Annotated in this window: 24 protein-coding genes; 6 read left to right on the top strand and 18 right to left on the bottom strand. The window is 70.8% G+C overall.

Translation table 11 applies throughout. The features are described from left to right. The first annotated feature begins 82 nt into the window (after positions 1-82). Complete coding sequence (locus AB0C75_RS20365) at positions 83-703, top strand: TetR/AcrR family transcriptional regulator (protein WP_362892694.1); 621 nt, start codon at positions 83-85, stop codon at positions 701-703. A gap of 16 nt (positions 704-719) precedes the next feature. Here AB0C75_RS20365 and AB0C75_RS20360 read toward each other — a convergent pair whose 3' ends face one another. Continuing rightward, complete coding sequence (locus AB0C75_RS20360; RefSeq protein WP_362892692.1) at positions 720-1334, bottom strand: TetR/AcrR family transcriptional regulator; 615 nt, start codon at positions 1332-1334, stop codon at positions 720-722. A gap of 102 nt (positions 1335-1436) precedes the next feature. Here AB0C75_RS20360 and AB0C75_RS20355 point away from each other — a divergent pair, with 102 nt between their 5' ends. Then, positions 1437-2090 (top strand): CatB-related O-acetyltransferase, encoded by a 654-nt coding sequence (locus tag AB0C75_RS20355; RefSeq protein ID WP_362892690.1) that lies wholly within the window; start codon positions 1437-1439, stop codon positions 2088-2090. A 190-nt stretch (positions 2091-2280) separates the two neighbouring features. Here AB0C75_RS20355 and AB0C75_RS20350 read toward each other — a convergent pair whose 3' ends face one another. Together AB0C75_RS20350 and AB0C75_RS20345 are read right to left on the bottom strand one after the other, a co-directional pair. Continuing rightward, complete coding sequence (locus AB0C75_RS20350) at positions 2281-2943, bottom strand: class I SAM-dependent methyltransferase (protein ID WP_362892688.1); 663 nt, start codon at positions 2941-2943, stop codon at positions 2281-2283. Between the two features lie 28 nt (positions 2944-2971). Continuing rightward, the gene (locus AB0C75_RS20345; RefSeq protein ID WP_362892686.1) at positions 2972-4108 is read right to left on the bottom strand and encodes an NAD(P)/FAD-dependent oxidoreductase; all 1137 of its coding nucleotides are present in this window, start codon (positions 4106-4108) and stop codon (positions 2972-2974) included. Positions 4109-4204: 96 nt separating this feature from the next. Here AB0C75_RS20345 and AB0C75_RS20340 point away from each other — a divergent pair, with 96 nt between their 5' ends. Both AB0C75_RS20340 and AB0C75_RS20335 read left to right on the top strand, forming a co-directional pair. Then, complete coding sequence (locus AB0C75_RS20340) at positions 4205-4879, top strand: TetR family transcriptional regulator (protein ID WP_362892684.1); 675 nt, start codon at positions 4205-4207, stop codon at positions 4877-4879. 41 nt (positions 4880-4920) lie between these two features. Beyond that, positions 4921-5577 (top strand): maleylpyruvate isomerase N-terminal domain-containing protein, encoded by a 657-nt coding sequence (locus AB0C75_RS20335; protein WP_362892826.1) that lies wholly within the window; start codon positions 4921-4923, stop codon positions 5575-5577. A gap of 14 nt (positions 5578-5591) precedes the next feature. Here the strand turns inward: AB0C75_RS20335 and AB0C75_RS20330 are convergent, their stop codons facing one another. The 5 genes from AB0C75_RS20330 to AB0C75_RS20310 form a co-directional block, all read right to left on the bottom strand. Then, positions 5592-8078, bottom strand: a complete 2487-nt coding sequence (locus AB0C75_RS20330; RefSeq protein WP_362892682.1) for an FUSC family protein — start codon at positions 8076-8078, stop codon at positions 5592-5594. A gap of 113 nt (positions 8079-8191) precedes the next feature. Further along, on the bottom strand, positions 8192-8662 hold the full coding sequence (locus AB0C75_RS20325) for a MarR family transcriptional regulator (RefSeq protein WP_362892680.1): 471 nt from the start codon (positions 8660-8662) through the stop codon (positions 8192-8194). A gap of 78 nt (positions 8663-8740) precedes the next feature. Then, positions 8741-9919 (bottom strand): MalY/PatB family protein, encoded by a 1179-nt coding sequence (locus tag AB0C75_RS20320; protein ID WP_362892678.1) that lies wholly within the window; start codon positions 9917-9919, stop codon positions 8741-8743. 2 nt (positions 9920-9921) lie between these two features. Continuing rightward, positions 9922-11547 (bottom strand): maltose/glucose-specific PTS transporter subunit IIBC, encoded by a 1626-nt coding sequence (malX, locus tag AB0C75_RS20315; RefSeq protein WP_362892676.1) that lies wholly within the window; start codon positions 11545-11547, stop codon positions 9922-9924. A gap of 603 nt (positions 11548-12150) precedes the next feature. Continuing rightward, positions 12151-12858: a DUF2470 domain-containing protein gene (locus AB0C75_RS20310; RefSeq protein WP_362892675.1), complete on the bottom strand. Its 708-nt coding sequence runs from the start codon at positions 12856-12858 to the stop codon at positions 12151-12153. A gap of 153 nt (positions 12859-13011) precedes the next feature. Here AB0C75_RS20310 and AB0C75_RS20305 point away from each other — a divergent pair, with 153 nt between their 5' ends. Then, positions 13012-13677, top strand: coding sequence for a class I SAM-dependent methyltransferase (locus AB0C75_RS20305; protein WP_362892674.1), 666 nt, complete (start codon positions 13012-13014; stop codon positions 13675-13677). 2 nt (positions 13678-13679) lie between these two features. Here the strand turns inward: AB0C75_RS20305 and AB0C75_RS20300 are convergent, their stop codons facing one another. From AB0C75_RS20300 to AB0C75_RS20255, 10 genes are all read right to left on the bottom strand, one after another. Continuing rightward, positions 13680-14345 (bottom strand): 3-oxoacid CoA-transferase subunit B, encoded by a 666-nt coding sequence (locus AB0C75_RS20300; RefSeq protein ID WP_362892672.1) that lies wholly within the window; start codon positions 14343-14345, stop codon positions 13680-13682. Next, positions 14345-15094: a CoA transferase subunit A gene (locus AB0C75_RS20295; protein WP_362892670.1), complete on the bottom strand. Its 750-nt coding sequence runs from the start codon at positions 15092-15094 to the stop codon at positions 14345-14347. Before AB0C75_RS20295 ends, AB0C75_RS20300 begins: the two co-directional genes overlap by 1 nt. 4 nt (positions 15095-15098) lie before the next feature. After that, positions 15099-16313, bottom strand: coding sequence for a fumarylacetoacetase (gene fahA, locus AB0C75_RS20290; RefSeq protein WP_362892668.1), 1215 nt, complete (start codon positions 16311-16313; stop codon positions 15099-15101). Between the two features lie 16 nt (positions 16314-16329). Continuing rightward, positions 16330-17187 (bottom strand): hypothetical protein, encoded by an 858-nt coding sequence (locus AB0C75_RS20285; RefSeq protein WP_362892666.1) that lies wholly within the window; start codon positions 17185-17187, stop codon positions 16330-16332. Beyond that, positions 17184-18386: a cupin domain-containing protein gene (locus AB0C75_RS20280; protein WP_362892664.1), complete on the bottom strand. Its 1203-nt coding sequence runs from the start codon at positions 18384-18386 to the stop codon at positions 17184-17186. Before AB0C75_RS20280 ends, AB0C75_RS20285 begins: the two co-directional genes overlap by 4 nt. A 40-nt stretch (positions 18387-18426) precedes the next feature. Next, the gene (locus AB0C75_RS20275; RefSeq protein ID WP_362892662.1) at positions 18427-19773 is read right to left on the bottom strand and encodes an MFS transporter; all 1347 of its coding nucleotides are present in this window, start codon (positions 19771-19773) and stop codon (positions 18427-18429) included. 35 nt (positions 19774-19808) lie between these two features. Continuing rightward, positions 19809-21230, bottom strand: coding sequence for an FAD-dependent oxidoreductase (locus AB0C75_RS20270; RefSeq protein ID WP_362892660.1), 1422 nt, complete (start codon positions 21228-21230; stop codon positions 19809-19811). Continuing rightward, positions 21230-22000, bottom strand: a complete 771-nt coding sequence (locus AB0C75_RS20265; RefSeq protein WP_362892824.1) for an SDR family NAD(P)-dependent oxidoreductase — start codon at positions 21998-22000, stop codon at positions 21230-21232. Before AB0C75_RS20265 ends, AB0C75_RS20270 begins: the two co-directional genes overlap by 1 nt. A 79-nt stretch (positions 22001-22079) precedes the next feature. Then, positions 22080-22934: an SDR family oxidoreductase gene (locus tag AB0C75_RS20260; RefSeq protein WP_362892658.1), complete on the bottom strand. Its 855-nt coding sequence runs from the start codon at positions 22932-22934 to the stop codon at positions 22080-22082. Positions 22935-23115: 181 nt separating this feature from the next. Then, complete coding sequence (locus tag AB0C75_RS20255; protein ID WP_362892656.1) at positions 23116-23571, bottom strand: nuclear transport factor 2 family protein; 456 nt, start codon at positions 23569-23571, stop codon at positions 23116-23118. 201 nt (positions 23572-23772) lie between these two features. Here AB0C75_RS20255 and AB0C75_RS20250 point away from each other — a divergent pair, with 201 nt between their 5' ends. Next, positions 23773-24435 (top strand): helix-turn-helix domain-containing protein, encoded by a 663-nt coding sequence (locus AB0C75_RS20250; protein WP_362892822.1) that lies wholly within the window; start codon positions 23773-23775, stop codon positions 24433-24435. Positions 24436-24453 lie beyond the last annotated feature (18 nt).

Below are 24453 nucleotides of genomic sequence, written 5' to 3'. Positions count from 1 at the left end.
GTTTCCGCAGCTCATGGCACTATTCTGAACAATCACTCAGTTTTTTGGCTACTCGCTTTTCCTGTCGTGAAAGGACCATCGGATGCCGTCGGCCGACCGCCGTCTACAGCCACGTCGCAAGCCCAGCCAGGTGCGGGCCGAGCTCACCCGCGAGCGCATCCTCACGGCAGCTGCTCACGTTTTCGCCGAGTACGGCTATGCCGCGGGCACCACCAACCGCATCGCGGAGCGCGCCCGGATCTCCATCGGTTCGCTGTACCAGTACTTCCCGAACAAGGACGCCGTCCTTGCCGAGCTGCTGGTGCGGCACATCGACCGTGGCAGGTGGATGCACGGGGACGAGCTCGACCTGTCCGTGGGGAGCCTGGAGACGATGGTGCGGGCACTGGTCCGCGATGCGATCGACAACCACCGCGACGATCCGCAGCTGCTGCGGATCATGTTCGAGGAGGCGCCGCTCTCGCAGGAGCTGCTCGACACGATCGACCGGCACCAGAAGAACCGTGTCGGCCAGGTGCGTGACCTCCTCGCCAGGCATCCGGATGTCCGCGTACAGGACCTCGACACCGCGGCCGAACTCATCGTCTTCACCGTCGAGGTGAACACGCACAAGCTGATGGCCGACCCGCGGACCATTCCGGTCGAGACGTTCGAGAAGGAACTGGTCGGCATGGTCACGCGGTACCTGCGCGGCGATCAGTGACCACTTCTCTCCGCGATCACGCGTCCTCCTCCCGACGGACGGCGAAGGCGCCGGCGACAGCCGCCAGCACCGCCGCCGCGGCTGCCCGTTCCGGGAGCCGTGGGTCGGGATCGGCGCGCAGGAGCATCAGCTGGTGGTAGAGCGGCGCCGTGGCGGCGATCAGCAAACTCCGGGCATCCGTGTCCTGCGCGGGGAGTTCGCCGCGCTCGACGGCGCGGTCGACCAGGATCTCGCACTGGGCGTACCGGTCTGCCCACAGCTGTGTCTGCGCCAGCGCGGCCTGTTCGGAGTGGAACGAGGCGGCCATCAGGGCGACGGCGAACGACGGCCGTACGACCAGGGACTCCTGGATCTCCTCGTTGAGGGCCGTCAGATCGCCGCGCAGGGAGCCGGTGTCCGGTGGTCGCCAGTCGGTCTCGCCGGCCGCGTCGATGACATCGACGAGCAGGCCTCCCACATCGCGCCAACGCCGGTAGACCGTGGCGCGGTGCACTCCCGCGCGGGTCGCGACACCCTCCATCGTGAGCCCTTCATGGCCACCTTCGGTGAGCTCGGCGCGTACCGCGTCGAGGACCTGGGCGCGGATACGGGCGGTCCGGCCGCCGGGCCTCGTGGCCGTCGGGTCTGTCATCGGCAATCCCATATCCGGTTGATCGACATGCTTCCGCTGTGCCAGCATCTTAAAGATACAGCTGTCGCACTAGTGGTCCACCCGAGAGGAATCGCCTCCACGATGCAGCCCGTTCCCGCCGACCCCACCGTGCTCCACCCGATGCCCGAGCACCCGCGCGTCGTCCTGCTCAAGCCGCTGGTGCGCTCGCCCCTGATCGAGATCGGTGACTACTCGTACTACGACGATCCGGACGACCCGACCGCCTTCGAGACGCGCAACGTCCTGTACCACTACGGGCCCGAGCGGCTCGTCATCGGCAAGTACTGTGCGCTGGGCACCGGCACGCGGTTCATCATGAACGGCGCCAACCACCGCATGGACGGACCGTCCACATTTCCCTTCCCCACCATGGGCGGCTCCTGGGCCGAGCACTTCGACCTGATCACCGGACTGCCCTGCCGGGGTGACACCGTCGTCGGCAACGACGTCTGGTTCGGGCACGGCGCCACGGTCATGCCCGGCGTACGGATCGGCCACGGCGCGATCATCGCCGCAGGCGCCGTGGTCACCGGCGACGTCCCCGACTACGGCATCGTCGGCGGCAACCCCGCCCAGCTCATCCGCACCCGCTACGACGCAGCGGACGTCGCCCGGCTTCTCGCCGTCGCGTGGTGGGACTGGCCCGTGCGGCACATCACCGCGCACGTACGGACGATCATGTCGGGGACCGTCGCCGACCTGGAGGAGGCCGCCCTGCGGACCGGCCGGCCCTGACAGCGCGTCCTCGTCACGCCCCTTCAGCTCCCGCCCCACGCGGCCCGCGGCGCCCGGTCCCGGCAGTTGCAGGCCGCAGCCCGGGCCGAGGGCGGTACCCCGTGCGCCGCCGGCCTCATCGAGGAGATGCCGGCCGCCGAGGCGCCCTGAGCTCCGGCTGTCCTGCGGCCTGCCGGGCGCCGCCCCCTGCTCACGGCTTGCGGGCCAGGAAGTACGCCTGCTGACCTTGTCGAGGCTTGTCCTGTTCCTTCGGCTCGGTGATCAGCCGGGCGTCCACCGTCAGGCCGGCCCGGCCCAGCAGCTCGGCGACGCGGTCGGGAGACATCCAGTAGACGTCGAGGGAGAGCTCGTGCCCGTATGCGTTCTCCAGGTGCTTGAGCTTGTCACCCGCCTTGAAGGCCATCAGCAGATGGCCCCCCGGGGCCAGCACGCGGTGGAACTCCGCGAACACGACCGGCAGCAGCTCCCAGGGGGTGTGGACGATCGAGTACCAGGCGATGATGCCGCCGAGGCTGCCGTCCGCCAGGTCCAGATCGGTCATCGACCCCTCGTCGAACCGCAGTTCCGGATGCCGGCGACGGGCGACCGCGACTGTCCCGGGGGACAGGTCGATGCCGAACGCGTCCACCCCGAGGGACCGGAGGTGCGCCGTCACATGGCCGGGCCCGCAGCCGAGATCGGCGACGGGCCCTGCGTCGGGAGCACGGGTGAGTTCGGCGAACGTGCCTATCATCGCGCGGCCGTGCAGGTCGCCCTCGAACGCTGGAGGCACGCGCTCCGCGTAGTTGACGGCAACGGTGTCGTAGGCCACCCGGGTCGCGTGCAGGGAGGCCGGCTCGCTCAGCTCGTTCATAGCCGGGGACACTAGCGCCCTCTGCGCTTCAGGACCCTTCCTGGGGTACGCCGTTGAAGAAGTCGATGAATCCGAACGGCGCGCGGTCGCCGAGGCAGAGGTCCAGGACCTCGTGCGCGTCCGCGTAGAAGGCCTTGCCGCGCGCGAACATCGCCTCCTCGTAGGCGGTGAGTGCCTCCTCGATGTCGTCGGGGCGGGCGGCTATGGCCTTGCCCAGCTCGGCGCCGTCGAACATCGCCAGGTTCGCGCCGTCGCCCGACGGCGGCATCAGGTGCCCGGCGTCACCCAGGAGCGTGACCCCGGGCACGCGGTCCCACCGGTGTCCGTCAGGGAGCGTGTGGAGCATGCGTGCGACCGGAGCCGTCTCGCCGTCCGTGATCAGCGCGGTGAGTTCCGGAGCCCAGCCCTCGAACTCGGCCGCGATCCGGGCACTCGCCGCTGCCCCGTCGGTGAAGTCGATGGCGGCGATCCACTCGGCCGCGCGGTTCAGCTCGACGTAGGTATGGAGGACGCCGCCCGCCTCGCGGTGCGCGACGATCCCCTTCCCCGGGGTCAGGGCGTACATGGCGCCCTTGCCGACGGCCGCTGCGGTCGCGGGGTGCCGGGTGTCCACGTCGTGGAGGTAGGTCTCGACGAACGTCGTGCCGACGTAGGCGGGCACGGCGTCCGAGAGCAGCGGCCTGATCTTCGACCAGGCGCCGTCGGCACCGACGAGGAGCCCGGTGGTCACGGTCGAGCCGTCGGAGAAGGCCAGTTCGTGCCGGCCGTCACCGAGGGGCCGGGCGCCGCCGACCTTGCACCCCCACCGGACCACCCCGTCGCGCAGGGAGTCGAGCAGGATCCGGCGCAGGTCTCCTCGCAGCACCTCGGGACGCGCCATCGAGTCGTCGCCGGGGATGTCGAGGAGCAGTGCGCCGTGCTCGTCGAGCACGCGTGCCGCGTCGGCGCCCTCATGGATGATCGCGTGGAACGCGTCGGTGAGGCCGGCGTCCGCGAGCGCGCGCTGTCCGTCGTCCTCGTGGATGTCGAGCTGGCCGCCCTGTGTGCGGGACTCGGGCGAGGGGTCGGACTCGTAAACCGTCGCGGCGATGCCGTGGACGTGGAGGACGCGCGCGAGGGTGAGGCCGCCCAGGCCGGCGCCGACGATCGTGATCGGTGCGGTCATCGTGATTCCTTTCCGAACCTGATGGGAACGTTGACTGGAACGCTGTTCCACGACTCCATGTTGGAACGACGTTCCAGACATGTCAAACTGGTGGACATGGCGACCAGGACACGACGGGCGGATCGGCGGACGGACGCGCTCTCGAAGGAGCGCATCGTCGAGGCCGCGATCGAGATCCTCGACAACGGCGGTGAGAGCGCTCTGACCTTCCGCGCGCTCGCCGCGAGCCTGGCCACAGGGAGCGGGGCGATCTACTGGCACGTGGCCAACAAGGACGAGCTGCTCGTGGCGGCCACCAACGACGTCATCGCCCGTGTCGTGACGGAGGTGCCCGGCGACACCGAGCCCCGGGAGACGATCCGGGCCCTCGCCCTGGGGGTCTTCGACGCGATCGACGTGCACCCGTGGGTGGGGGCCCAGCTCTCCCGGGCCACGTGGACGGTCGCGATGCCGCAGATCTTCGAGGGCATGGGCAGCCGGCTCCAGGCGCTCGGTGTTCCCGCGCAGGCGCAGTTCTACGCCACCTCGGCGCTCGTGAGCTACACCCTCGGTGTCGCCGGGCAGAACGCCGCGAACGCCCGTCTGTACCCGCCGGGCACCGACCGGGAGGCCGTCCTCGGCGCCGCCGCCGCACAGTGGGCGCAGCTCGACCCCGAGCGGTACCCGTTCGTGCACCAGGTCGCGGCCCAGCTGCCCGAACACGACGACCGTGAGCAGTTCCTGGCCGGCATCGACCTCATCCTGGCCGGCGTCGAGTCCACCCTGCCGTAGGTGCTTGTACGGCCGTGCCGCACCGCACTAGCGTGCTGATGGTGGATCTCTTCTCCCATACGTGGAGCGCGTTGCGCGCGGCGGTCGCCGGGCTCACGGACGAGGACTTCGCGCGGCCGTCCGGCTGCGCCGGGTGGCTCGTACGGGACCTGGTGTGCCATCTGGTCATCGATGCCCAGGACGTCCTGATCACCCTGGCGACACCCGCCGACACGGAACCGACCCGCGACGCGGCGACCTACTGGGAGGTCACCGGGACGCCGCCGAGCGGCGACGACCCGCTCGACGCGCTGACGGTCCGCCTCGCCGCCGCGTACGAGGAGCCCTGGCTGCTGAAGTTCCACCTGGACGATGTGGGGTCCGCCGCCGGCCGCGCGGCCGGACTCGTCCGTCCCGGCCTCAGGGTCGCCACGCGCGACGAGGTCCTGACGGTCGGCGACTACCTCACCACGTACGTCCTGGAGTGGACGTTGCACCACCTCGATCTGGTCGCCCATCTCCCGGGTGCCCCGGAAGCCACCGAGGAGGGGCTCCGCCGCTCCCGTCTGCTGCTGGAGGAGATCGCCGGGGCGCCCTTCCCCGCCTCACTCCCGGACAAGGACGCGCTGCTGGTCGGCACCGGACGGCGTCCCCCGGACGACACGGAGAGGGACGGACTGGGAGAACTGGCCGCGCGACTCCCGTTCGTCCTCGGCTGACCGCCGGTGTGAACCTACAGCCGCATGTCGTGGCTGACCGGGCGGGCCTCCCGCGCCTGAGGTACGTACAGGAACTCCGCGTGCGGAGCATGGGACGTCCCCGCCACGACGAGCGTGTGGCTTCCCGGCCGGAGCCCGCCGACGCGGTACCGGCCCGACCGTACGGGCCCTGCCGCGACCCTCTTCCCCCGTGCGTCGATCACGGTGAGCCATCCCGCACACCCGGCGGGGTGCGCGGCGCACCGGACGACACCGGTGACCGTCATCCCTCCGTGCGAGGCGGCCGGAGCGACAGGGACGTCGCTGTGCACGGTGAGCCCGCACCGCTCCGCGTACCCGGCGAGCGTCTCGTCGAGTGCGGCCAGCTCCCGCAGCGTCGTACGGATCCGCGATGCCCGGGGCCCCGGCGGCGCCTGATCGAGGTCTGCCCGCAGTTCCCGGACCAGCGGGCTCACCCGGTGCCAGTCACCCTCGGGCTCACCTGTGGTCAGCGAGCGGTCCAGGGTGTGCAGGGAACGGCTGAGCGTCGTGGTGATCCGGGCGAACCGTTCGGCTGACGCGGGGGCCAGGTCGATGTCGATGTCCGCGGCAGCGGCGAGGGCGCGGGCATGGCCCGTCGCCGTGGTGAGCAGCGCGGTGCGGTTCTCGGCGTCGCGCCCCCGCAGACCGCGCGGCATCCGCACCAGCGGTCGCGCCAGGCTCACGACCTCGAACAGGGCGGAGTCCACCGCACGGGCGGCCCCGCGCAGCCGGACAGGTGCCTCGGGGTCCTCCCAGCGCAGGGCGAGCTGCGAGACCAGGGCGTCGACGGTGGACACATAGCCGCGCTCCGCCTCCCGCGTGATCCTTCGGCTGGACAGCGGGAAGATCAGCGCGGCGCACACCGTCGCCACGAGTATCCCGAGGCCGTTGTCCAGCAGCCGCTCGCCGAGCAGATGGTCCATGCCGCCGTAGGACGTCGTCAGCCCGTACAACTGCACCAGCGCGACGACGAGTCCGACGACCCAGAGGGCGTACGCACGCTGCATCCCCCAGGCCCCGAGGGTGAGGCCCGCCACGATGACCGTCAGCGTCCCGTAGACATGGCCGTGGCCCATGAGGCGGAGCAGAACGATGCCGATCACCGCACCGGCCACGGTGCCCGCCATGCGGTGGCCGAGCTTACGCAGGCGCTCGTGCGTCGTGTTCGTGCCGAAGAGGGTGATCATCACGCCGACCAGACCCCAGTAGAAGCGCTGCGGGTCGATCGCGTCGGTGATGGGGCAGACGATGGCGGCGGCGATCCCCGCGTGCAGCGGTGCGCGTACGAACGGGATGGCGCGTCGCCAGCTCTTCTCCGTCCGCGAGGCGAGCAGGCGCTTCGTCGCGGCGGCCGACCCGGCGGGACGGTCGCGCTCCAGGGCCACGGTCGGCTGGAAGGGGACCCGGGCAGGACATTCGGGGGAGTCCCAGCCCAGCGCGAGCCAGTGGGAGAGCGAGTCGGCCAGGGAGTCCAGGAGCTGGGCCACGCGACAGGCCGGCTCCACGGTCTCCGCCTGCCCGTCGCCGGCCACGGAAGTGCCGAGCACGAGGTGTGCCTGACGGCGGATGCGTTCGGCGGCCGGGCGCAGGCCCTGGGCACTGCCGAGCGGGGTGTCCCGCGCGATGACGAGGCCGACGGCCACCGCCTCGCGCAGCTGTGGTGACGCGTCGAGGCGGGCCAGGTCCTGCACGGCCCGGCCGATACCGCGCAGGGCGAGCTCGGCGTCGAAGAGGTGGCGGTGCAGCAGCTCGGCCATGCCGGGGTCGGCGGCGACCTCGGGCTGGGCGAGCCGGCCGTCGATGGTGACGGTGGTGACGTTGAGGTGGTGCAGGGCGCGCGTCATACGGCGCACGGCCCGCTCCCGGTCGGCATCGGGGTCCAGCGTCTCGACGGCCGCGTCGGCCACCCGGCGTGCTTCCACGACGAAGGCGCGCTGGGTGCGCAGCAGGTCCTCACGCGGCATCGGGTAGCAGAACACCAGCCGTGTCGCGAGCACCGCGGCGGCGGACACCAGGGCGACGACGAACGCCTTGCCCGACATGGACGCGGGGATGTCCGCCATCATGCCGACCATCAGGCCGTTGAACAGCATCATGCCTGTGAGCAGGGACAGTTGCCCGAACCTGGCGAGGAAGAAGGTCAGCGCGAGTGCCGCGACCATCAGGCTGATCTCCAGCCCGCGGTCGTCGTGCAGCTCGGCCGCCAGCCACAGGACGGCGGCGTAGGGGAACGGCATCCACAGGATGGCGCGGCCGAGCCGCTGCCAGGTGTTCTCGGCGACGGCGAAGGCGCTCATCAGGCCCATCATCCCGCCGACCATCATGCCGATCATGGCCGGGACGTCCAGGGCGCGCGCCATCCCGTAGCCGACCGCGAGCGAGGTCACCATCGCGACGAGCGTGCGCCATCCCGCCTGGAGCTGCCCGAGGCCGGGGTCAGCCGCGAGTATCCAGTCCCAGCGGCGCCGTGGCCCGCCCACCCGGTGCGGTGCTACGGCACGCGCGGGACCTGTCGCGGGTGCGGGGCTCGTGGGGGGAGGTGCGGAGGGCGCGAGTTCCGGCGCCGTGTCCGACGGCGCGGTACCTGGGCTGATCAACTGGGCTCCGAATCCATCGCGTCGAGCAGGGTGGTGAGGGCGTCGCGGGCGGCGCTCACGGCGCGCTCGGAGTCGTCGACGCCTGCGTCGAGACCACGCAGCAGCGCTGCTGCCATGCGCCGGCGCCCGCGCTCGAACAGGTCCCGGCCGGCCGGGGTCAGGGAGGCCTCCACGACTCGCCGGTCGGCGGCGCGGCGCTCGCGCGTGGCCAGGCCGCGCTCTTCGAGACTCTGCAGGACCACGGTCACGCGGGGCTGCGCCATGCCTGTGTACGCGGCGAGTGCGGTCACCCGCCGGGGGCCGTCCTCCAGGGCGTCGAGCACGGCCACCTGGCTGCGGCTGAGCCCGAAATCACCGGTGCGGAAGAGCGTCTGCGAGAGCCGCCCGATGCCTCTGAGGAGGCCCCGGGCGGCGCTTTCGATGCGCTGCTCGTCGGTGGGGCCTGCCAGGGACGGCAATTGATGCATATTGCAATTATATATATGTCAAGAGCCGGTGCGGAACCATGTGCGGGCAAAATGCCCGGACGGCCCCGGCGCGGCCCCCTACTGCCGGTGCAGTGCGCGCACCAGTGCCTCGACACCCTGGACAGCCTTGGACCGCGGGCAACCCACGTTGAGCCGGACCAGCCCTGGGGAGCCGTACGCCGCTCCCGGCATGATGGCCACCTTCTCCACCTCGACGAGCTCGCGCTGCAGCAGGTCGTCGTCGACGCCGAGCGGCCGCAGGTCGATCCAGGCCAGGTACCCCGCCTGCGGGGGCTCCCAGCCGAGCTGCGGGAACTCCGTGCGGAGCCGCTCGGCGACCATCGCGAGGTTGCCCGCGAGATACGTGCGCAGTGCGTCCAGCCAGGGCGCACCTTCCCTGTACGCGGCGATGTGGCCGACCAGCGACAGCACCGCGGGGGAGGAGAGGCCGTCGGCCTCCTTGAGCTGCCTCAGGTAGGCGTCGCGCGAGGGGGGATCGCCGATGATCCCGTAACTCCCGGTCAGGGCAGGGATGTTGAACGACTTGGACGCCGAGGTGATCATGGCCCACCGGCCCTCGCCGCCGTGCCGGGACCAGGGGCGGTGGACGTGCGGCGGGTGGGCCAGGTCGGAATGGATCTCATCACTGATGACGGCCACACCGTGCCGGGCGCACAGCCGCGCCATCGAGTCCAGCTCGTCCGCGGACCAGACCCGGCCCGTCGGGTTGTGCGGAGAGCACAGGAGCAGCACGGCCGTGTCCGGCAGTGCCAGGAGCCGCTCCAGCTCCGCCGGGTCGTCGAGGGGGCACTCCAGGAGCCGGCGCCCGTGGGCCGCCACGGTCTTGGGGAACGCGTCGTACATGGGGGTGTGCGCGACCACTCCGTCACCGGGGCGCGACCACAGTCGGAGCAGCTGCGACAACTGGTAGACGACGGAGGGCGCGTAGACGACCGACCCGGGGTCGACGGCCGTCGCGTGCCGTGTCGCGTACCAGTGGACGATCGCGGAGAGGAAGTCGTCCTGCCGCCACCGTGAATAGCCGAGCACGCCGTGGTCAAGACGGCCGCGCAGCGCCGCCAGGATCTCCGGGGCCGTCTCGAAGTCCATGTCGGAGATCGTGAACGGCAGCAGATCCGGCACGCCGAAGCGGTCCTCGACGTAGTCCCACTGCGTGCACCACGTGCCGTGCCTGTCCACCACGGTGTCGAAGCCGTACGGATCCCGGCCGGACGGGGAGTGGGAAGGGGCGGTCATGGTCAGCCCACCGGGATCATGGCGGCGATGGCGTCCTTCACCGACTGGACCTGCGGTCCGATGACGACCTGCACGGTGTGACCGTCGAGCTTGATCACACCGATGGCACCGAGCTTCTTGAGCCGCGCCTCGTCCACCTGCTCGGCGTCATCCACGGTCATGCGCAGGCGGGTGATGCAGTTGTCCAGCGACCGGATGTTGTCGCCGCCGCCGATCGCGTCGAGGATGGCGACGGCGTCGTACTTCCCCGCGACCAGCTCACGGGCGGGCTCCGTCGCCGCGTCGGGGTCGGTGGGCTCGGCGCTCCCGTCCCCCTCGGCGCCCTCTTCCCCTTCGTCCGGTTCCGCCTCGCGGCCAGGGGTCTTGAGGTCGAAACGGTTGATCGCCCAGCGGAACAGGAAGTAGTACACGGCGAACCACACCGCCGCGATCACCGGCACCAGATACCACTTGGTCGTCGACCCCTGAAGGACACCGAAGACCAGCCAGTCGATGACGTTGCCGTCCGTGTTCCCGATGAAGACCCCGAGCAAGGCCGCCGTGAGGAAGCCGAGCCCGACCAGGACCGCGTGGATGGCGTACAGCCACGGTGCGACGAACAGGAACAGGAACTCCAGCGGCTCCGTGATCCCGCCGACCACGCAGGCCACCACGCCCGACACCAGCAGGGCCTTGATCTCCGGGCGCATCTTCCTGTTCGCGCAGTGGTACATCGCGAGAGCCGCGCCCGGGAGGCCACCCAGATAGGCCGCCATCTTGCCCTGGGAGAGGAAGTGCGTCGCGTCGGTGACGGCGGCGTTCGGGGCGCCGGCGCAGTCCAGGTGTGCGTAGAACATGTTCAGAGCCCCGGAGACGTTGTCCCCGCAGACGGCCCCCGACCCGCCGACGTCGGTGAACCGGAACATGGCCACCAGGATGTGGTGCAGCCCGATCGGCCGCAGCAGCACCTCACCCATGCCGAAGAAGAACGGCCCGAACACACCGGTGTGCCCGATACCGCGGCCCACGGCGGTGATCCAGCCGTTGAAGGTCGGCCACACCAGCGGGATGAGCAGACCGAGCACGCTCAGGACGAGGGCGGAGATGATCGGGACGAAGCGCAGCCCGCCGAAGAAGGCCAGTGCGTCAGGCATCCGCTGGGTACGAAAGCGCTGGTGGAGGAGGCTGACAACGATGCCAACGGCTACCGCTCCGAGCAGTCCCGTATCGATGGACTGGACACCGAGCACATCGGCGATGCCGTAGTGCTCGATCGCGGCTTCGTCCTCGACGTCGACACCCTTGGCGGTCAGATAGAAGTTCACCGCGAGATTCATGGCGGCGAAGCCGACGAAACCCGAGAACGCGGCCACGCCCTTGTCCTCGCGGGCGAGACCCAGCGGGATCGCCATCGCGAAGAGGACGGGCAGGAAGGTGAAGGCGACCAGCCCCGTGTTGGCCATCCAGGTGAAGACGAGGTGGAAGCCCTCGGCCTTCAGGAAGGGGAGGTTGTCGGTGACGGCCTCGCTGGAGAGCGAGGAGCCGATGCCCAGCATGATGCCGCAGAACGCGAGCAGGGCCACGGGGAGCATGAACGTCTTGCCGAGCCCCTGGAGGAATTCCCAGAGTGCGGCCTTGGTCTTCTGCATGTGTACGGAACTTTCGAGCCGGGGGGACGGACCCGGGCGCTCGCCGTGGCGATGCGGGGACCCACGGGTGATCGCGCGGCGGAAGGTGGGGCCGTTCCGCCGCACCGGATCACATCACAACGGGTCGACGGCTGTCCATGGAGGAAGGGACGGCCGGCCCGCCGGCGCGGACCACACCTGCTGCCGCACACCGTGACGTACGCCACCTGTCCGGATCCGCGTCGGGTGTTTGCCGACACGTCGCTGGGTAAGGGGCCCTTTGATCACCGGAGCTGACAATCCGGCGGATAGGGTGCACAAACTACCGACTCAGGAGGTTCGATGTCCTCGAAGCGACGTCGCAAGAAGAAGGCCCGCCGCAAGAACGGCGCGAACCACGGCAGCCGTCCCCAGACCTGAGGACGCGCCGACAGGACCGGGAGGTGGCAGAAGCCGCCTCCCGGACGTGTTTTCCGGCCGAGGACAGCTCGGCGGCCGGGGCGAGCGCGGGATGCAGGACGCCGCCGCCCGGCTGCGGCAGCGGCTCCCCGGCCTCTTCTCGAAGATCGTGAACGATTCCGAACGGGCGGGGGTGCGTCCCACGCGTGGGACGCACCCCCGAGGTCAGGTGAGCAGCTGATTGCGGTGGGACGCACGCCGGGCCGCGGCGAGCAGGGCGTGGATCTGGGGGCCGGCCTGGTCGAGCCGGGCGACGGGCTTCGCGAACGGCAGGCGTACGTCGCGGTGGGTGCCGGGGTACTCCAGACGCAGGGTCACGCCGTAGCGGTCCATCCCCAGCGGGAGGACGCGCGTCACGCCCTTCTCCGGCTGCGGCTGCACGAGACGCAGGAGCAGGGGGACGAGCTCGCCGTGGTCGTCCACGAGGTGCGTCAGCATCGCCGCCTCGCTGGTGGCGATGGGGTCGGGGTCGGTCTCCTGCAGCGTGTCCAGCGTGACGAACGAGCGGCCCCTGTGGTCCTCGAAGACCGCCTGGCCGAACTCCATGCAGGTGCTTTCCTCGGTGTCCGTGCTGTACGGGGCCGCCAGCAGGCCGGTCACCGTGACGCGGGCGCGCGTGCGGTCGCGCACGGGGGTCGGCGCGATGTCGGTGAACTCCAGCCGGACGGGGATGCGGAGGCCCGGTGAGGGAGTGCCGGACCCGGACGGTTCGTGCAGGTGGATATGGCCCATCGCGGCCGTGCCGTCGAGGCGGTGCACCTCGACGGGGTCGAGCCCGTCGCTCACCACGGTCATCGAGTGGGCCGCGGTCAGGATGGACAGCACGCGTTCGACGGGGGTGGGCTGTGTGGCGCGGGAGTTGAATGGACGCATCCAAGTTCTCCAGAGGAGCGGGCGGGGAGGCCTCATGACGGCTACTTAGGTATGCCTAACCTAACCCATGACGCGGAGATCGGGTAGCCGAACCCCACTCCCTGTCGGGGGCCCGCGCTGTGACGCACCGTCGGGACTTGATGGACTGGGCGGATGAAGATTCTCCCGCCCCGTGTCCTGAGGGCTCTGGAACGATTCAATGCCGCGTATCCCTGGGACCACAACGCCCACTACCACCGATGGATCCTTCGGCAGCTGCCAAGACGCTTCGGTGACGCCCTGGACGCCGGGGCCGGGAGCGGGGACCTGGCGAGGCTCCTGGCCGGACGTGGGGTGACCGTGACGGCGATCGACTCCGATCCGGTGATCACCGTCCGGGCCCAGGAGCTGACCCCCGCCACGCTGCCCGTGACCTTCACCGTCGCGGACCTGCCGGCCGAGTTCCCTGCCGGCTCCTACGACGTCATCACCTGCGTCGCCACGATCCACCATCTGCCGTTCGCTCAGGCGCTCACGTGTTTCCGGCGTCACCTGGCGCCCGGAGGGACCCTGGTCGTCCTCGGGCTGTTCCGCGCACGGACCCCCGTGGATCACCTTCTCGGCGCGGTCGCCGTTCCTGCCAACGCCGCGATGGGCTGGCTGAAGAACAGGGGCCGCCCCTCCGCCCGGCCCGCCGCCATGACGGCCCGTACCCGCGCCGCGGAGATGACCTTCGACGAGATCGTCAGGGCGGCCGGCGACGTCCTCCCCGGCGCGAGACTGCGGCGACGGCTGTTCTGGCGCTACTCGCTGGTCTGGCAGTCACCGACCGGCCCTTGATCTCACGACCGTGTCCGCTGCCCGTCGGAGAGGGTGGGGGAGGTGACGACATCGGCGTCGGTGGCCGCGCGGACCTGGGAGAGGGTCACGCCGGGCGCGAGTTCGACGACGGTCAGGGTGGGTGTGGTGACGTCGAACACCCCGAGGTCGGTGATGACGCGGTTCACGCACGCCCTGCCCGTGAGCGGAAGTGTGCAACTGCGCACGATCTTGGGGCCACCGTCCTTGGTGGTGTGGTCCATCAGCACGATCACCTGACGGGCGCCGTGCACCAGGTCCATCGCCCCGCCCATGCCCTTGATCATCTTGCCGGGTACGGTCCAGTTGGCGAGGTCGCCGCCGGTCGAGACCTGGAGGCCGCCGAGAATCGCGGTGTCCAGGTGTCCGCCGCGGATCATGCCGAAGGACAGCGCCGAGTCGAAGAACGAGGCGCCCGGCCTCAGCGTGACCGTCTCCTTGCCCGCGTTGATGAGATCCGGATCGATCGCGTCGGCGTGAGGGTAGGGACCGACGCCGAGTATGCCGTTCTCGGAGTGCAGTACGACGTCGACGCCGTCCGGGATGTGGTTGGGCACCAGTGTGGGCAGGCCGATGCCGAGGTTGACGTAGGAGCCGTCGGCCAGTTCGGCCGCGGCGCGGGCTGCCATGTCGTCACGGTTCCAGGGCATCAGCGCACCGTCACTTTCTCGACCGACTTGTCAGCTGCCTGCTCGGGGGTGAGCGGCAGCACCCGCTGGACGAAGACACCCGGCAGATGCACCTCGTCCGGAGGCAGTGTGCCGTCGACCAGTTCTTCGACCTCGGCGACGGTGACACCGCCGGCCATCGCGGCCAGGGGGTTGAAGTTGCGCGCGGAGCGGTGGAAGACGAGATTGCCGTACCGGTCACCGCGTGCGGCGCGTACCAGCGCGAAGTCCGTGGTGACCGACTCCTCCAGTACATAGGTGCGGTCCCCGAACGCGCGCTGCTCCTTGCGCGGAGAGGCCACCGCCACCGTGCCGTCGGCGGTGTACCTCCACGGCAGGCCACCGTCCGCGACCTGGGTGCCGACGCCGGCGGGTGTGTAGAAGGCGGGGATGCCGCAGCCCCCGGCACGCAGCCGTTCCGACAGCGTGCCCTGAGGGATCAGCTCCACCTCGAGTTCACCGCCCAGGTACTGGCGGGCGAACTCCTTGTTCTCACCGACGTACGAGGCCGTCACCCGGCTGATCCGGCCGTCGGTGAGCAGAAGTCCCAGGCCGTGGCCGTCGGTCCCGCAGTTGTTGGACACCACCCGCAGCCCTTCGACACCGCTCTCGTGCAGCGCGCCCAGCAGCGCCGTGGGAATGCCGCACAGCCCGAAGCCGCCGACCGCGAGCGAGGCACCGCCGCCGACGTCGGCCACGGCCTCCCGCGCACTGGCGATCACCTTGTCCATGTCCTCAGCCCTCCAGCCCGGCGTCGGAACCGGCGACGATCCGGCCCCGGACCTCGCCGAAGCCGATGCGGGTACCGTCCGGTCCTGGCGCCGTCGCCGTGATGGTGACCTCGTCACCGTCCTCCAGGAACGTACGGGTGGAACCGTCGGGCAGCTCCACGGGCTCCCGGCCGTTCGAGGTGAGCTCCATCAGACATCCGCGCTCCTGTTCGCCGGGTCCGCTGACCGTGCCCGAGGCGTAGAAGTCACCGGTGCGCAGGGAGGCGCCGTTGACCGTCATGTGTGCCAGCATCTGCGCCGGCGTCCAGTACATCGAGGTGAACGAAGGGCGGGAGACGACCTGGCCGTTGAGACGGACCTCCAGTGCGAGATCGAGACCCCAGTCCTCTCCGTCACGCAGGTAGGGCCGCAGCTCCTCGGTGCGCTCCGGCGGAGCGGTACGGGCCGCCTCCAGCGCGTCCAGCGGCACGATCCACGGTGACACCGACGTGGCGAACGACTTGGCGAGGAAGGGGCCGAGCGGCACGTACTCCCACGCCTGGAGGTCACGGGCGCTCCAGTCGTTGACCAGACACACGCCGAAGACATGGTCGGCGAAGTCGTCGACGCCGACCCGGGTGCCCTGCCGGGACGGGGTGCCGACGACGAAGCCCACCTCGGCCTCGATGTCGAGCCGCAGGGACGGACCGAACGGCGGGTCGCCGCCGTCGGCGGGCCGGGTCTGCCCCCAGGGCCTGACCACGTCCGTGCCGGAGACCACCAGCGTCCCGGCCCTGCCGTGGTAGCCGATCGGCAGGTGCTTCCACTGCGGGGTCAGCGGTTCCTGACCCGGGCGCAGGATCCGGCCGATGTTCGCCGCGTGGTGCTCGGAGGCGTAGAAGTCGACATAATCGGCCGGTTCGAACGGCAGGAGCATCCGCACCCGGTCGGCACGGTGCAGGGCGGGTTCCACAGCGTCCCGTCGGCCGGCGTCGGTGAGCAGGTCGGTGACGAGCGTGCGGACCTCGCGCCAGCGGGCGCGGCCCTGGGCAAGGAAGGCGTTCAGGCTGGGACGCGCGAACGTGCTGTCGTCGAGCGCCCTGGCCAGGTCCAGGACATGGTCGCCGATGGCGACACCGACCCGGGGCGCGCCGCCCTCCGGGGCGAACACACCGTAGGGAAGGGTGTGCGGGGTGAACGGCGAGCCGTCGGGCACCGGGACCCAGCTGGGGGAAGTCATGTGCGGAGCAGTCCTTTCAGGGGGCGTCGAGGAGAGTGCGGGCCTCGGACACCGGTGTACTGGTGGAACAGGAGCCGTAGGAGATGAGCAGGGCGCGGGCGGCGGTCCGCGCCGGTCGGGGCAGCGCGCCCAGGGCTTCGGTCAGGGAGTCGGCCGACGTCGTCTCCAGCGCACGCAGCACCGCCGCGGGGTCCACGGGGCCGGTCGCGGCCAGCGCGGCGGCCAGCAGGAGATTCAGGTAGCCGTGGTGCGTGAATCCGGTCGCCGGGTCCAGGTGCCGTACCGCGTGGTGCAGTCCGGCGGTCGCCTTGAACGGAACGCCGGCCCGCGCGCACGCCGTGACGAAGTGCGCGACCTCGGCGGGGGAGGGGAACAGTTCGGCCCGTACGCCGCCGCAGCGCAGCTTGGCGCCCAGGCCGGGTGCGCCGAGGGCGGTCACCGTCTCGAGCAGGGCGTCGATGTCCGACGGGGAGGCGGGCTCAACGAACAGGGGCACCCGGCTGTCGGCGGTGGCGGCCAGTACGGCGGGTACCGCCGACGCCGGATCAGCGCCGAACACGGCGAGCGGTGCCTCCACCAGCGCGGTCTCCAGACGGGTGTCCGCGGCCACGGTGGCCAGCGCACCGCCCAGCCTGCCGCCGGGATCGTCCGGCCCCGCGGCGTCCGCGATCAGGCCGAGCCGCAGCCGGTCGCCCGGCCGTAGTTCCGCCCGGATCTCCTCCAGCCGTCCGACCGGGACGAGGAACCGCAGGGCGTGCATCGGATGACAGGCGGCCCGGTCCCGGCGGTGCCGGGCCACCGCATCGGCCGGCGGCAGCGAGGTCGGCGGAAACAGACCCGCGTCGTCGACGAGCCCGGCGAGCAGTGTGTTCACGAGGCCGGCCCCCGGCCTGCCCATGTCCAGGCGTAGCCCGGGTCCTCGGCGGCGAGCGCGCCCTCACCCAGCTCCAGCGGGCGGAAGGTGTCGACCATGACGGCCAGTTCGTCGAAGAACTCGGCGCCGATGGACCGCTCGTAGGCGCCGGGCTGCGGTCCGTGCGCGTGCCCGCCCGGGTGCAGGGAGACGGAGCCCTGCCCGATACCTGAGCCCTTACGGGCCTCGTAGTCGCCCCCGCAGTAGAACATCACCTCGTCGCTGTCCACGTTGGAGTGGTAGTACGGAACCGGGACGGCCAGCGGGTGGTAATCCACCTTGCGGGGCACGAAGTTGCAGATCACGAAGTTGTCGCCCTCGAAGACCTGGTGCGCGGGCGGCGGCTGGTGCACGCGTCCGGTCAGCGGCTCGAAGTCGTGGACGCTGAAGGTGTACGGGTACAGGCAGCCGTCCCAGCCGACCACGTCGAAGGGATGCGTGGCCTGGGTGAAGACGGTGCCCAGCACCTCGCCCCGCGGCCCGCGGTGCTTGACGTACACGTCCACGTCGGTGCCGGTGGCCGACAGCGGTTCGCCGGGGCCGTGCAGGTCGCGCTCGCAGAACGGGGCGTGTTCCAGCAGCTGCCCGTTACGGGAGAGATAGCGGCGGGCCGGGGAGATGTGCGAATTGGCCTCCACGCAGTACAGCCTCAGAGGCTCGTCGCCTTCGGGCAGCCACCGGTGAGTGGTTGCCCGGGGCAGCAGTACGTAGTCCCCGGCGCGGGCGGTCAGCTTCCCGAACACGGTCTCCACCACGGCCGTACCGGCCTCGACGTACACGCATTCGTCGCCGATGCCGTTGCGGTAGAGCGGCGAGGTGGCGCCGGCGACGACGTAGGAGATGCGTACGTCGCCGTTGCCGAGCAGCATCCGTCGTCCGGTCACCGCGTCGGTGTCGCGCCAGTCATCACCCGGCCACAGGTCGTGCAACTTCACATGGCGTGGTTTCAAAGGGTGGTTGGCGACCGTCTCCTGGCCGGTCAACTGCCACGGGCGGGAGTCCGTGATGGCCGACGGGATCTCGCGGTGGTAGAGCAGCGAGGAGTCGGAGGAGAACCCCTCCTCGCCCATGAGCTCCTCGAAGCGCAGACGGCCCCCCGCGTCACGGTGCTGGGTGTGCCGCTTGGGAGGGATGTCTCCGACACTGCGGTAATACGGCATGGCTGTTCCTTGCGTCGTGGTGGCGTGACGTCCTGGCGGTTCAGACGCCCGCGGTGGTGCGAGGCCCGAGGGCGTCGGCGGGCCGGCGTTCCCGGGGGACCTTCAGGAAGGCGAGCATCACGGCGCACACCACGAGACAGGCGATGGGGAAGTACAGGCCGACGGTGACATCGTCCGCCGTGGCGTTCCTGCCGATGATGTACGGGCTGAAGAAGCCGCCCAGCGCCGCGATGGAGTTGATGCCCGCCAGGCCGACGGCGGTCTGCTCGCGCGGCAGGATGCGCGCTGCGAGCGCCCAGTACGGCGCCATGTAACCGAGCACGCCGACGGCGACCAGCGACAGGCAGACCATCGCGGGCACCGGGTCGTGCCGGAAGACGATCGTGCCGGCCAGGCCGACCGCGCCCAGCAGCATCAGGCCGATGATGTGGAAGCGGCGCTCGCCCGTGCGGTCGGAGTTGCGCGCCACCAGCAGCATGCCGGCCGCGCCCACCAGGTAGGGGATGGTGCCGAGCAGCCCGATGTTGGTGGCCGAGTACGAGGGATCCAGCTGCTGGACGATCTTCGGCAGGAAGAAGGAGAAACCGTACAGGCCGCACGCGGCGAAGAAGTTGGCGAACGCGAGGTAGAGCACCCTGCCGTTCTTCATCGCCCGCAACTGGTCGCGGACGGTCTCCTTGTGGGCGGAGCCTGCCGTGTACTCCTTGTCGATCTCCTTCTGCAGCCAACGGCTCTCGTCCGACGTCAGGAACCGGGCGTCGGACGGCCGGTCCGGCAGCCAGATCAGCGTGACCAGGCCGATCAGCACCGCGGGTGCGCCCTGGAGGATGAACACCCAGCGCCAGCCGCTCATACCGAGCCAGTCGACGTGGTCGAGGATCCACCCGCCGGTCATGGAGCCGAGGATCATCGCGACCGGCTGCGCCAGCGCCAGCAGTGCGATGGCACGGCCCCGCTCCCGGCCGCGGTACCAGAACGTCAGGTACAGCAGGAGACCGGGGAAGAGCCCGGCCTCCGCGATGCCCAGTGCGATGCGCGCGACGTACAGATGGGTGACGGTGTGGACGAAGCCGGTGACCGCCGTGACCAGACCCCAGCTGATGGCGATCCGGGCCAGCCACAGACGGGCCCCGACCTTCTTCAGCATCATGTTGCTGGGAATCTCCAGGACCACGTAGGCCAGGAAGAAGATCGCGGCGACCGCGCCGAACGTGGCCGTGGTGATGCCCAGTTCATGCTCCATACCGAGCTGGGCGTAGCTGATGTTGGACCGGTCCATGTAGTTGAACACGTACAACAGGCCCACGATGGGGAAGATCCGGTACGAGACCTTCCGGGTGACCCTGCTGCCCAGGGCGGTGTCCTCGGCGTTGAGGTGCGCTCCCATGACTGCTCCTGAGGGGATTGAGGGAAGGGGGAGGGTCAGCGCCCGCGGGCCGCGTTGCGGCCTGCGAGGCGCCCCATGGTGAGGGCGTTGGCGATGGCGTTGCCGCCCCCGACGTAGCGCATGCCGAGAACTCCGCCGCCGGCCTCACCGGCGGCGAACAGCCCGGGCACGGTCGTACCGGTGCGGTCCAGGACCGCGGCGTCCCGGTCGATCTCCAGACCGGTATGTGTGCACACCAGCTCGGTGGGCAGCACCCGGGCGGCGTGGAACGGTGCGACGGCCAGGGGCTCGGGCGCCTGCGGGGAACCCTTCGCGGCGAGCGACTCCTCGCGCAGGAAGTCCGGGTCCTCCCCGGTCGTGGCGAGGTTGGCGTTCCACCGTGCGACCGTGGCGCTCAGCGCGTCGGCCGGTACGTCCATGGCTTCGGCCAGTCGGCCCAGGGAGCCGGCGCTCAGCAGCCGCCCGGCGCGCACCTCGTCGGCGATGCGCTCGGGCGTCCAGTCCGCGTACCCGGCCGGCAGCCCCAGCCTGGCCTTTTCGTCGAACACCGCCCACACGGGACCGTCCTGGGCGAGGATGATGCCGCTGGACACGGCGTACGAGGCGTCCTCGTCCATGAAGCGCCGCCCGGCACTGTTGACGTACACCCGGGACTTCGGCGGGAACCCGGCCTGCCAGTGGTGGTACCGCTGGAAGTAGGCGGTCGGCAGCATCAAGCCCCAGCCGTGCCCGGTGAGCGCGCTGCCGGTCTGCTCCGCGAAACCCAGGTGGTCGCCGCGGCTGCCCGGGGCCGCCACCACGAACAGCGCCTCGCCCGCGGCGTGCGCCTGCGGGTAGTGACGGTCGAGCAGCTCCGGACTGCGGGCGAAGCCACCACTGGCCACGACCACCGCACCGGCCCGGACCTCGATGCCGTCGGCGACCACGCCCACGACCCGGCCATCCTCGAACAGCAGTCGCTCCACCCGGGTGTCGAGGACGGCCTCGACACCGCGCTCGCGCCGTGCCCTGTCGAGCACCCGCACCAGGCCGTAGCCCTGGTCGCGTGGCACGTGCCCGCGCCAGACGTCCTCCACTCCGGCCCGGCACAGGCCCGGGGTGTGAGCGTCCGGTGACACGGCGGCCGGGACGTCCAGGCCCAGAGCCAGCATCCACTCCAGGGTGGGACCTGCGGCGGCACAGAACGCCCGGATCAGACCCGGCTTGAGCTGCCACTGGTTGAGGTCCATGTAGTGCTGGAAGTGACGCTCGGCGGTGTCCTCCACATCCAGGCCGCGCTGCACACTGGTGCCGGCCGCGGTGAACATGCCCGCGGACAGCTGGGTGGAGCCGCCCAGCTCGCGTTCGGACTCGAAGAGCGCGACCTGCGCGCCGCCCTCGGCGGCGGCCACCGCCGCGGCCAGGCCCGCTCCGCCACCGCCCACCACGATCACGTCGAGCGCGTCGAAGTCGGTCATCACAGTGCTCCTTCGGCGTCATCGAGGATGCGGTGGTACAGCCCGTTGGAGACGAGTCCGCCGTCGAGGGTGAGCTCGCTGCCGGTCATGTAGGAGCTGCGGTCGGACAGCAGGAACAGCACCGCGTCGGTGACCTCGTCCACCGCGCCGAGCCGCCCGGCGGGGACGCTGCGCAGCGCCGACTCCACGAAGGCGTCCGACCCGGCGAGCAGTCCGGTGCCGACCAGCCCCGGATGCAGGGAGTTGACCCGGATCCGCCAGGCGGCCAGCTCACCGGCCGCGGACTTGGACAGCCCGGTCAGACCCCACTTGCTCGCCGAGTACGACGGTGAGAAGTAGCCGATCTGTCCGGAGACCGAGGAGATGTTGACGATGGAACCGCCGCCGCTGTCGCGCATGAGGGGCGCGACGGTCCGGATACCGTGGAACGGGCCGTGGAGGTTGATCCGAAGGACCCGGTCCCACACCTCCTCGGTGGTGTCCATGAACCGCAGCCTGCGGGAGACCCCCGCGTTGTTGACCAGCCCGTCCAGACGGCCGTCGGCGCTCCGTACGGCGTCCACGACCGTGCGCCAGCCGGCCGGGTCCGTGACGTCCAGGGCGTGCCCGGTGGCCCGGCCGCCCGCCTCGGTGATCTCCCGCACCAGGGGCGTGCAGTCGGCGATGTCGGCGAGGTGCACGTGGCTGCCGCGGCGGGCCAGGGCGCGGGCGTGCTCGGCGCCCATCCCGGCCGCGGCCCCCGTGATCAGGACGACCGACGGGTAGCGCACCGTCTCGCGGTGCCCACCGGACAGGTCGGCGGCCGGTGCGGGCGTCCGGGGGTTCGCCTCCGAACCGGCAGGAGTCGACTCAGACATGGCGGGAGCCACCGTCGACGGCGATGCCGTGCCCGGTCACGTAGCGGGCGCTGTCGGAGAGCAGGAACAGCAGCACGCCCAGCACCTCCTGCGGCGAGCCGAGGCGGTGCAGCGGCACACTGTCCAGCGCGTGCTTCAGCGCGGCCGGGTCCTCCTGCACCCACCGGGTCATCTCGGTGTCGATGTAACCGGGCGCGATCGAGTTGACCCGCAGCCCCTGGTCACCGAGTTCCACGGCCAGCGACTCGGTCAGATGGGCCACCGACGCCTTGGACGCGCAGTACGCGGCCCGCCCCTTGCGCACCCGGACCGCGGACACCGAGGACATGTTGACGATCGCGCCGCCGGGCAGCATGTGCCGAGCGGCGGCCTGCGAACCGAACAGCACGCCCTGCACGTTGACCTTCAGTACGGCGTCGATCTGCTCGGGCGGGATGTCCCCCACGAAGGCGTGCGGAAAGATGCCGGCGTTGTTGATCCAGTGGTCAAGGCGGCCGAACTCGCTGTGCGCGAGCCGGGCCAGCTCCTCGTGCGCGGCCGCCTCGACCACGTCCACGGCGGCCGGGACGACCCGTCCGCGGGCCGAGTCCAGGGGCAGCGCTTCCTGCTGTGCGTTGATCTCCCCGGCGGTCGCCTTCATCGCGTCGAGGTCGATGTCCGCGGCGATGACGTTCACCCCGCGCAGTGCCAGGCCCTCGCTGAAGACGGCGCCCATGCCCCGGGCGGCGCCGGTGACGACAGCCGTGGTGCCGGCCAGTTCGGGATACACGGCGGCGGGCTGCCTGCCGACCACACGTCCGGGCCCATCGGCGCCGGGGACCTGCGGGTATGCGGTGTTGTCGCTCATCGGTGGTTCCGTTTTCCTTCGTCGTTGAAGCGTGTTCGTTGAAGCCTGCTCGTCGCAGCGCGGTCGTCGGAGCACGCTCGTCGAGGTGCGGGTGCGGGTTTGCGGTCCCGGCATCGGCGACGGCCGCGAGGAGACGGCCCGTACGGCCAGGAGAGGGTGGCCCGCAGGGTCGTGGGAGGGATCAGGACGGCGTGTCGCCGTCCGTGTCGTCCCGGCGCACGGTCCGGGAGGCGATCCGCCAGCGGTCGCCGTCACGGACGACCTGATCGGTGAGGGTGGTGAACCGCTCGATGCGGGGAGTGCCACCCCGGGGTGTCGCGACGATCTGTAGGTACGCCTCCACCCGTAGCCCTCCGTCCCCGTCGCCGCCGGTCACGGCCACGTTCCCGACCACGTGCCGTCGCACCGTGCCCTCGGCGGCACAGCCTGCGGCGAACCGCTCGGCGAACGAGGTCAGCGCGGCCGTGCCGGTCACCGGCTCCGGGTACGTGGGGGAATCGAAGGAGCCGTCCGCGGTGAAGGTGGCGGCCCATTCCGAGGCGCGGCCTCCGTCGATGAGGTGGCTCTGGAGGTGGTAGAGCTGATGGATTCCGGCCAGCTGGGCACTGGCGGGAAGCGCGGGCGTGCTGGGGTCCATGCGGGCGTCCCTTCGGCTCGTGCTCCCGCTCCGACGGCTGTCCCGAGAGCCGGAGGGGAGCTTGCCGCACGGTGAGTAAGCGTGCGATAATCGCACTCACTGTGCGAATAATGCGAGCATAGGCAACGTGGCTGAAACCCGTCAAGGGATGGATTCATGAACACACCACCGACCCGGTCGGCCCCCGAGCTCGACACCGGCATGTCGAAGACGCTCCACCACGGACTGCTGATCCTCAGGGTGCTGGCGGAGCGCCCGCAGGGCCTCACCGTCAGCGAGCTGGCGGATGCCGTGGAAGTGCACCGCACGGTCGCGCACCGCCTGGTGCGGACCCTGGAGGCGCATCAGCTCTGCCGCCGTGACCACCGGCGTCGTATCGTGCTGGACACGGGCCTGGTCGCTCTGGCCGAACCCGTCCAGCAGGACCTGCGCACACTGGCGGGCCCGATCCTGGACGAGCTGGCGGAGGCCACCCGCGCCACCGCGCACCTGCTGGTCCGGGAGGGGCCCGCCGAGATGCGGGCGCTCGTGGTGGTGGAACCGCGCGAAGCCCTGGTCCATGTGTCGTTCCGGCCCGGTCAGACCCATCCCGTCGAGCAGGGGTCGGGCGGCCTCGCCCTGCTCGGCCATGGCCCGTACCGCGAGGGCGAGCGCCCCGAGGTCACCGAGGCCCGCTCCAAGGGGTACGCCGTCACGAGGGGTGAGGTCATTCCGGCGGTGACCGGCATCTCCGCCGCGGTGCCCTCCCGGGGCGGCGAGGCGACCGTCAGTATCGGCATCTCGGTCTTCGAGGTCACCGGCCTCGACGCACTGGGCGAGACCGTCGTCCGCTCCGCCGCGCGACTGGGGGAGCTGCTCGACTGACCTGGGGTGCGCGGAGCG

This window comes from Streptomyces sp. NPDC048565 (genome assembly GCF_040650935.1).
Classification (GTDB): Bacteria; Actinomycetota; Actinomycetes; order Streptomycetales; family Streptomycetaceae; genus Streptomyces.
This window is presented reverse-complemented; position numbering and strand designations above follow the sequence as displayed.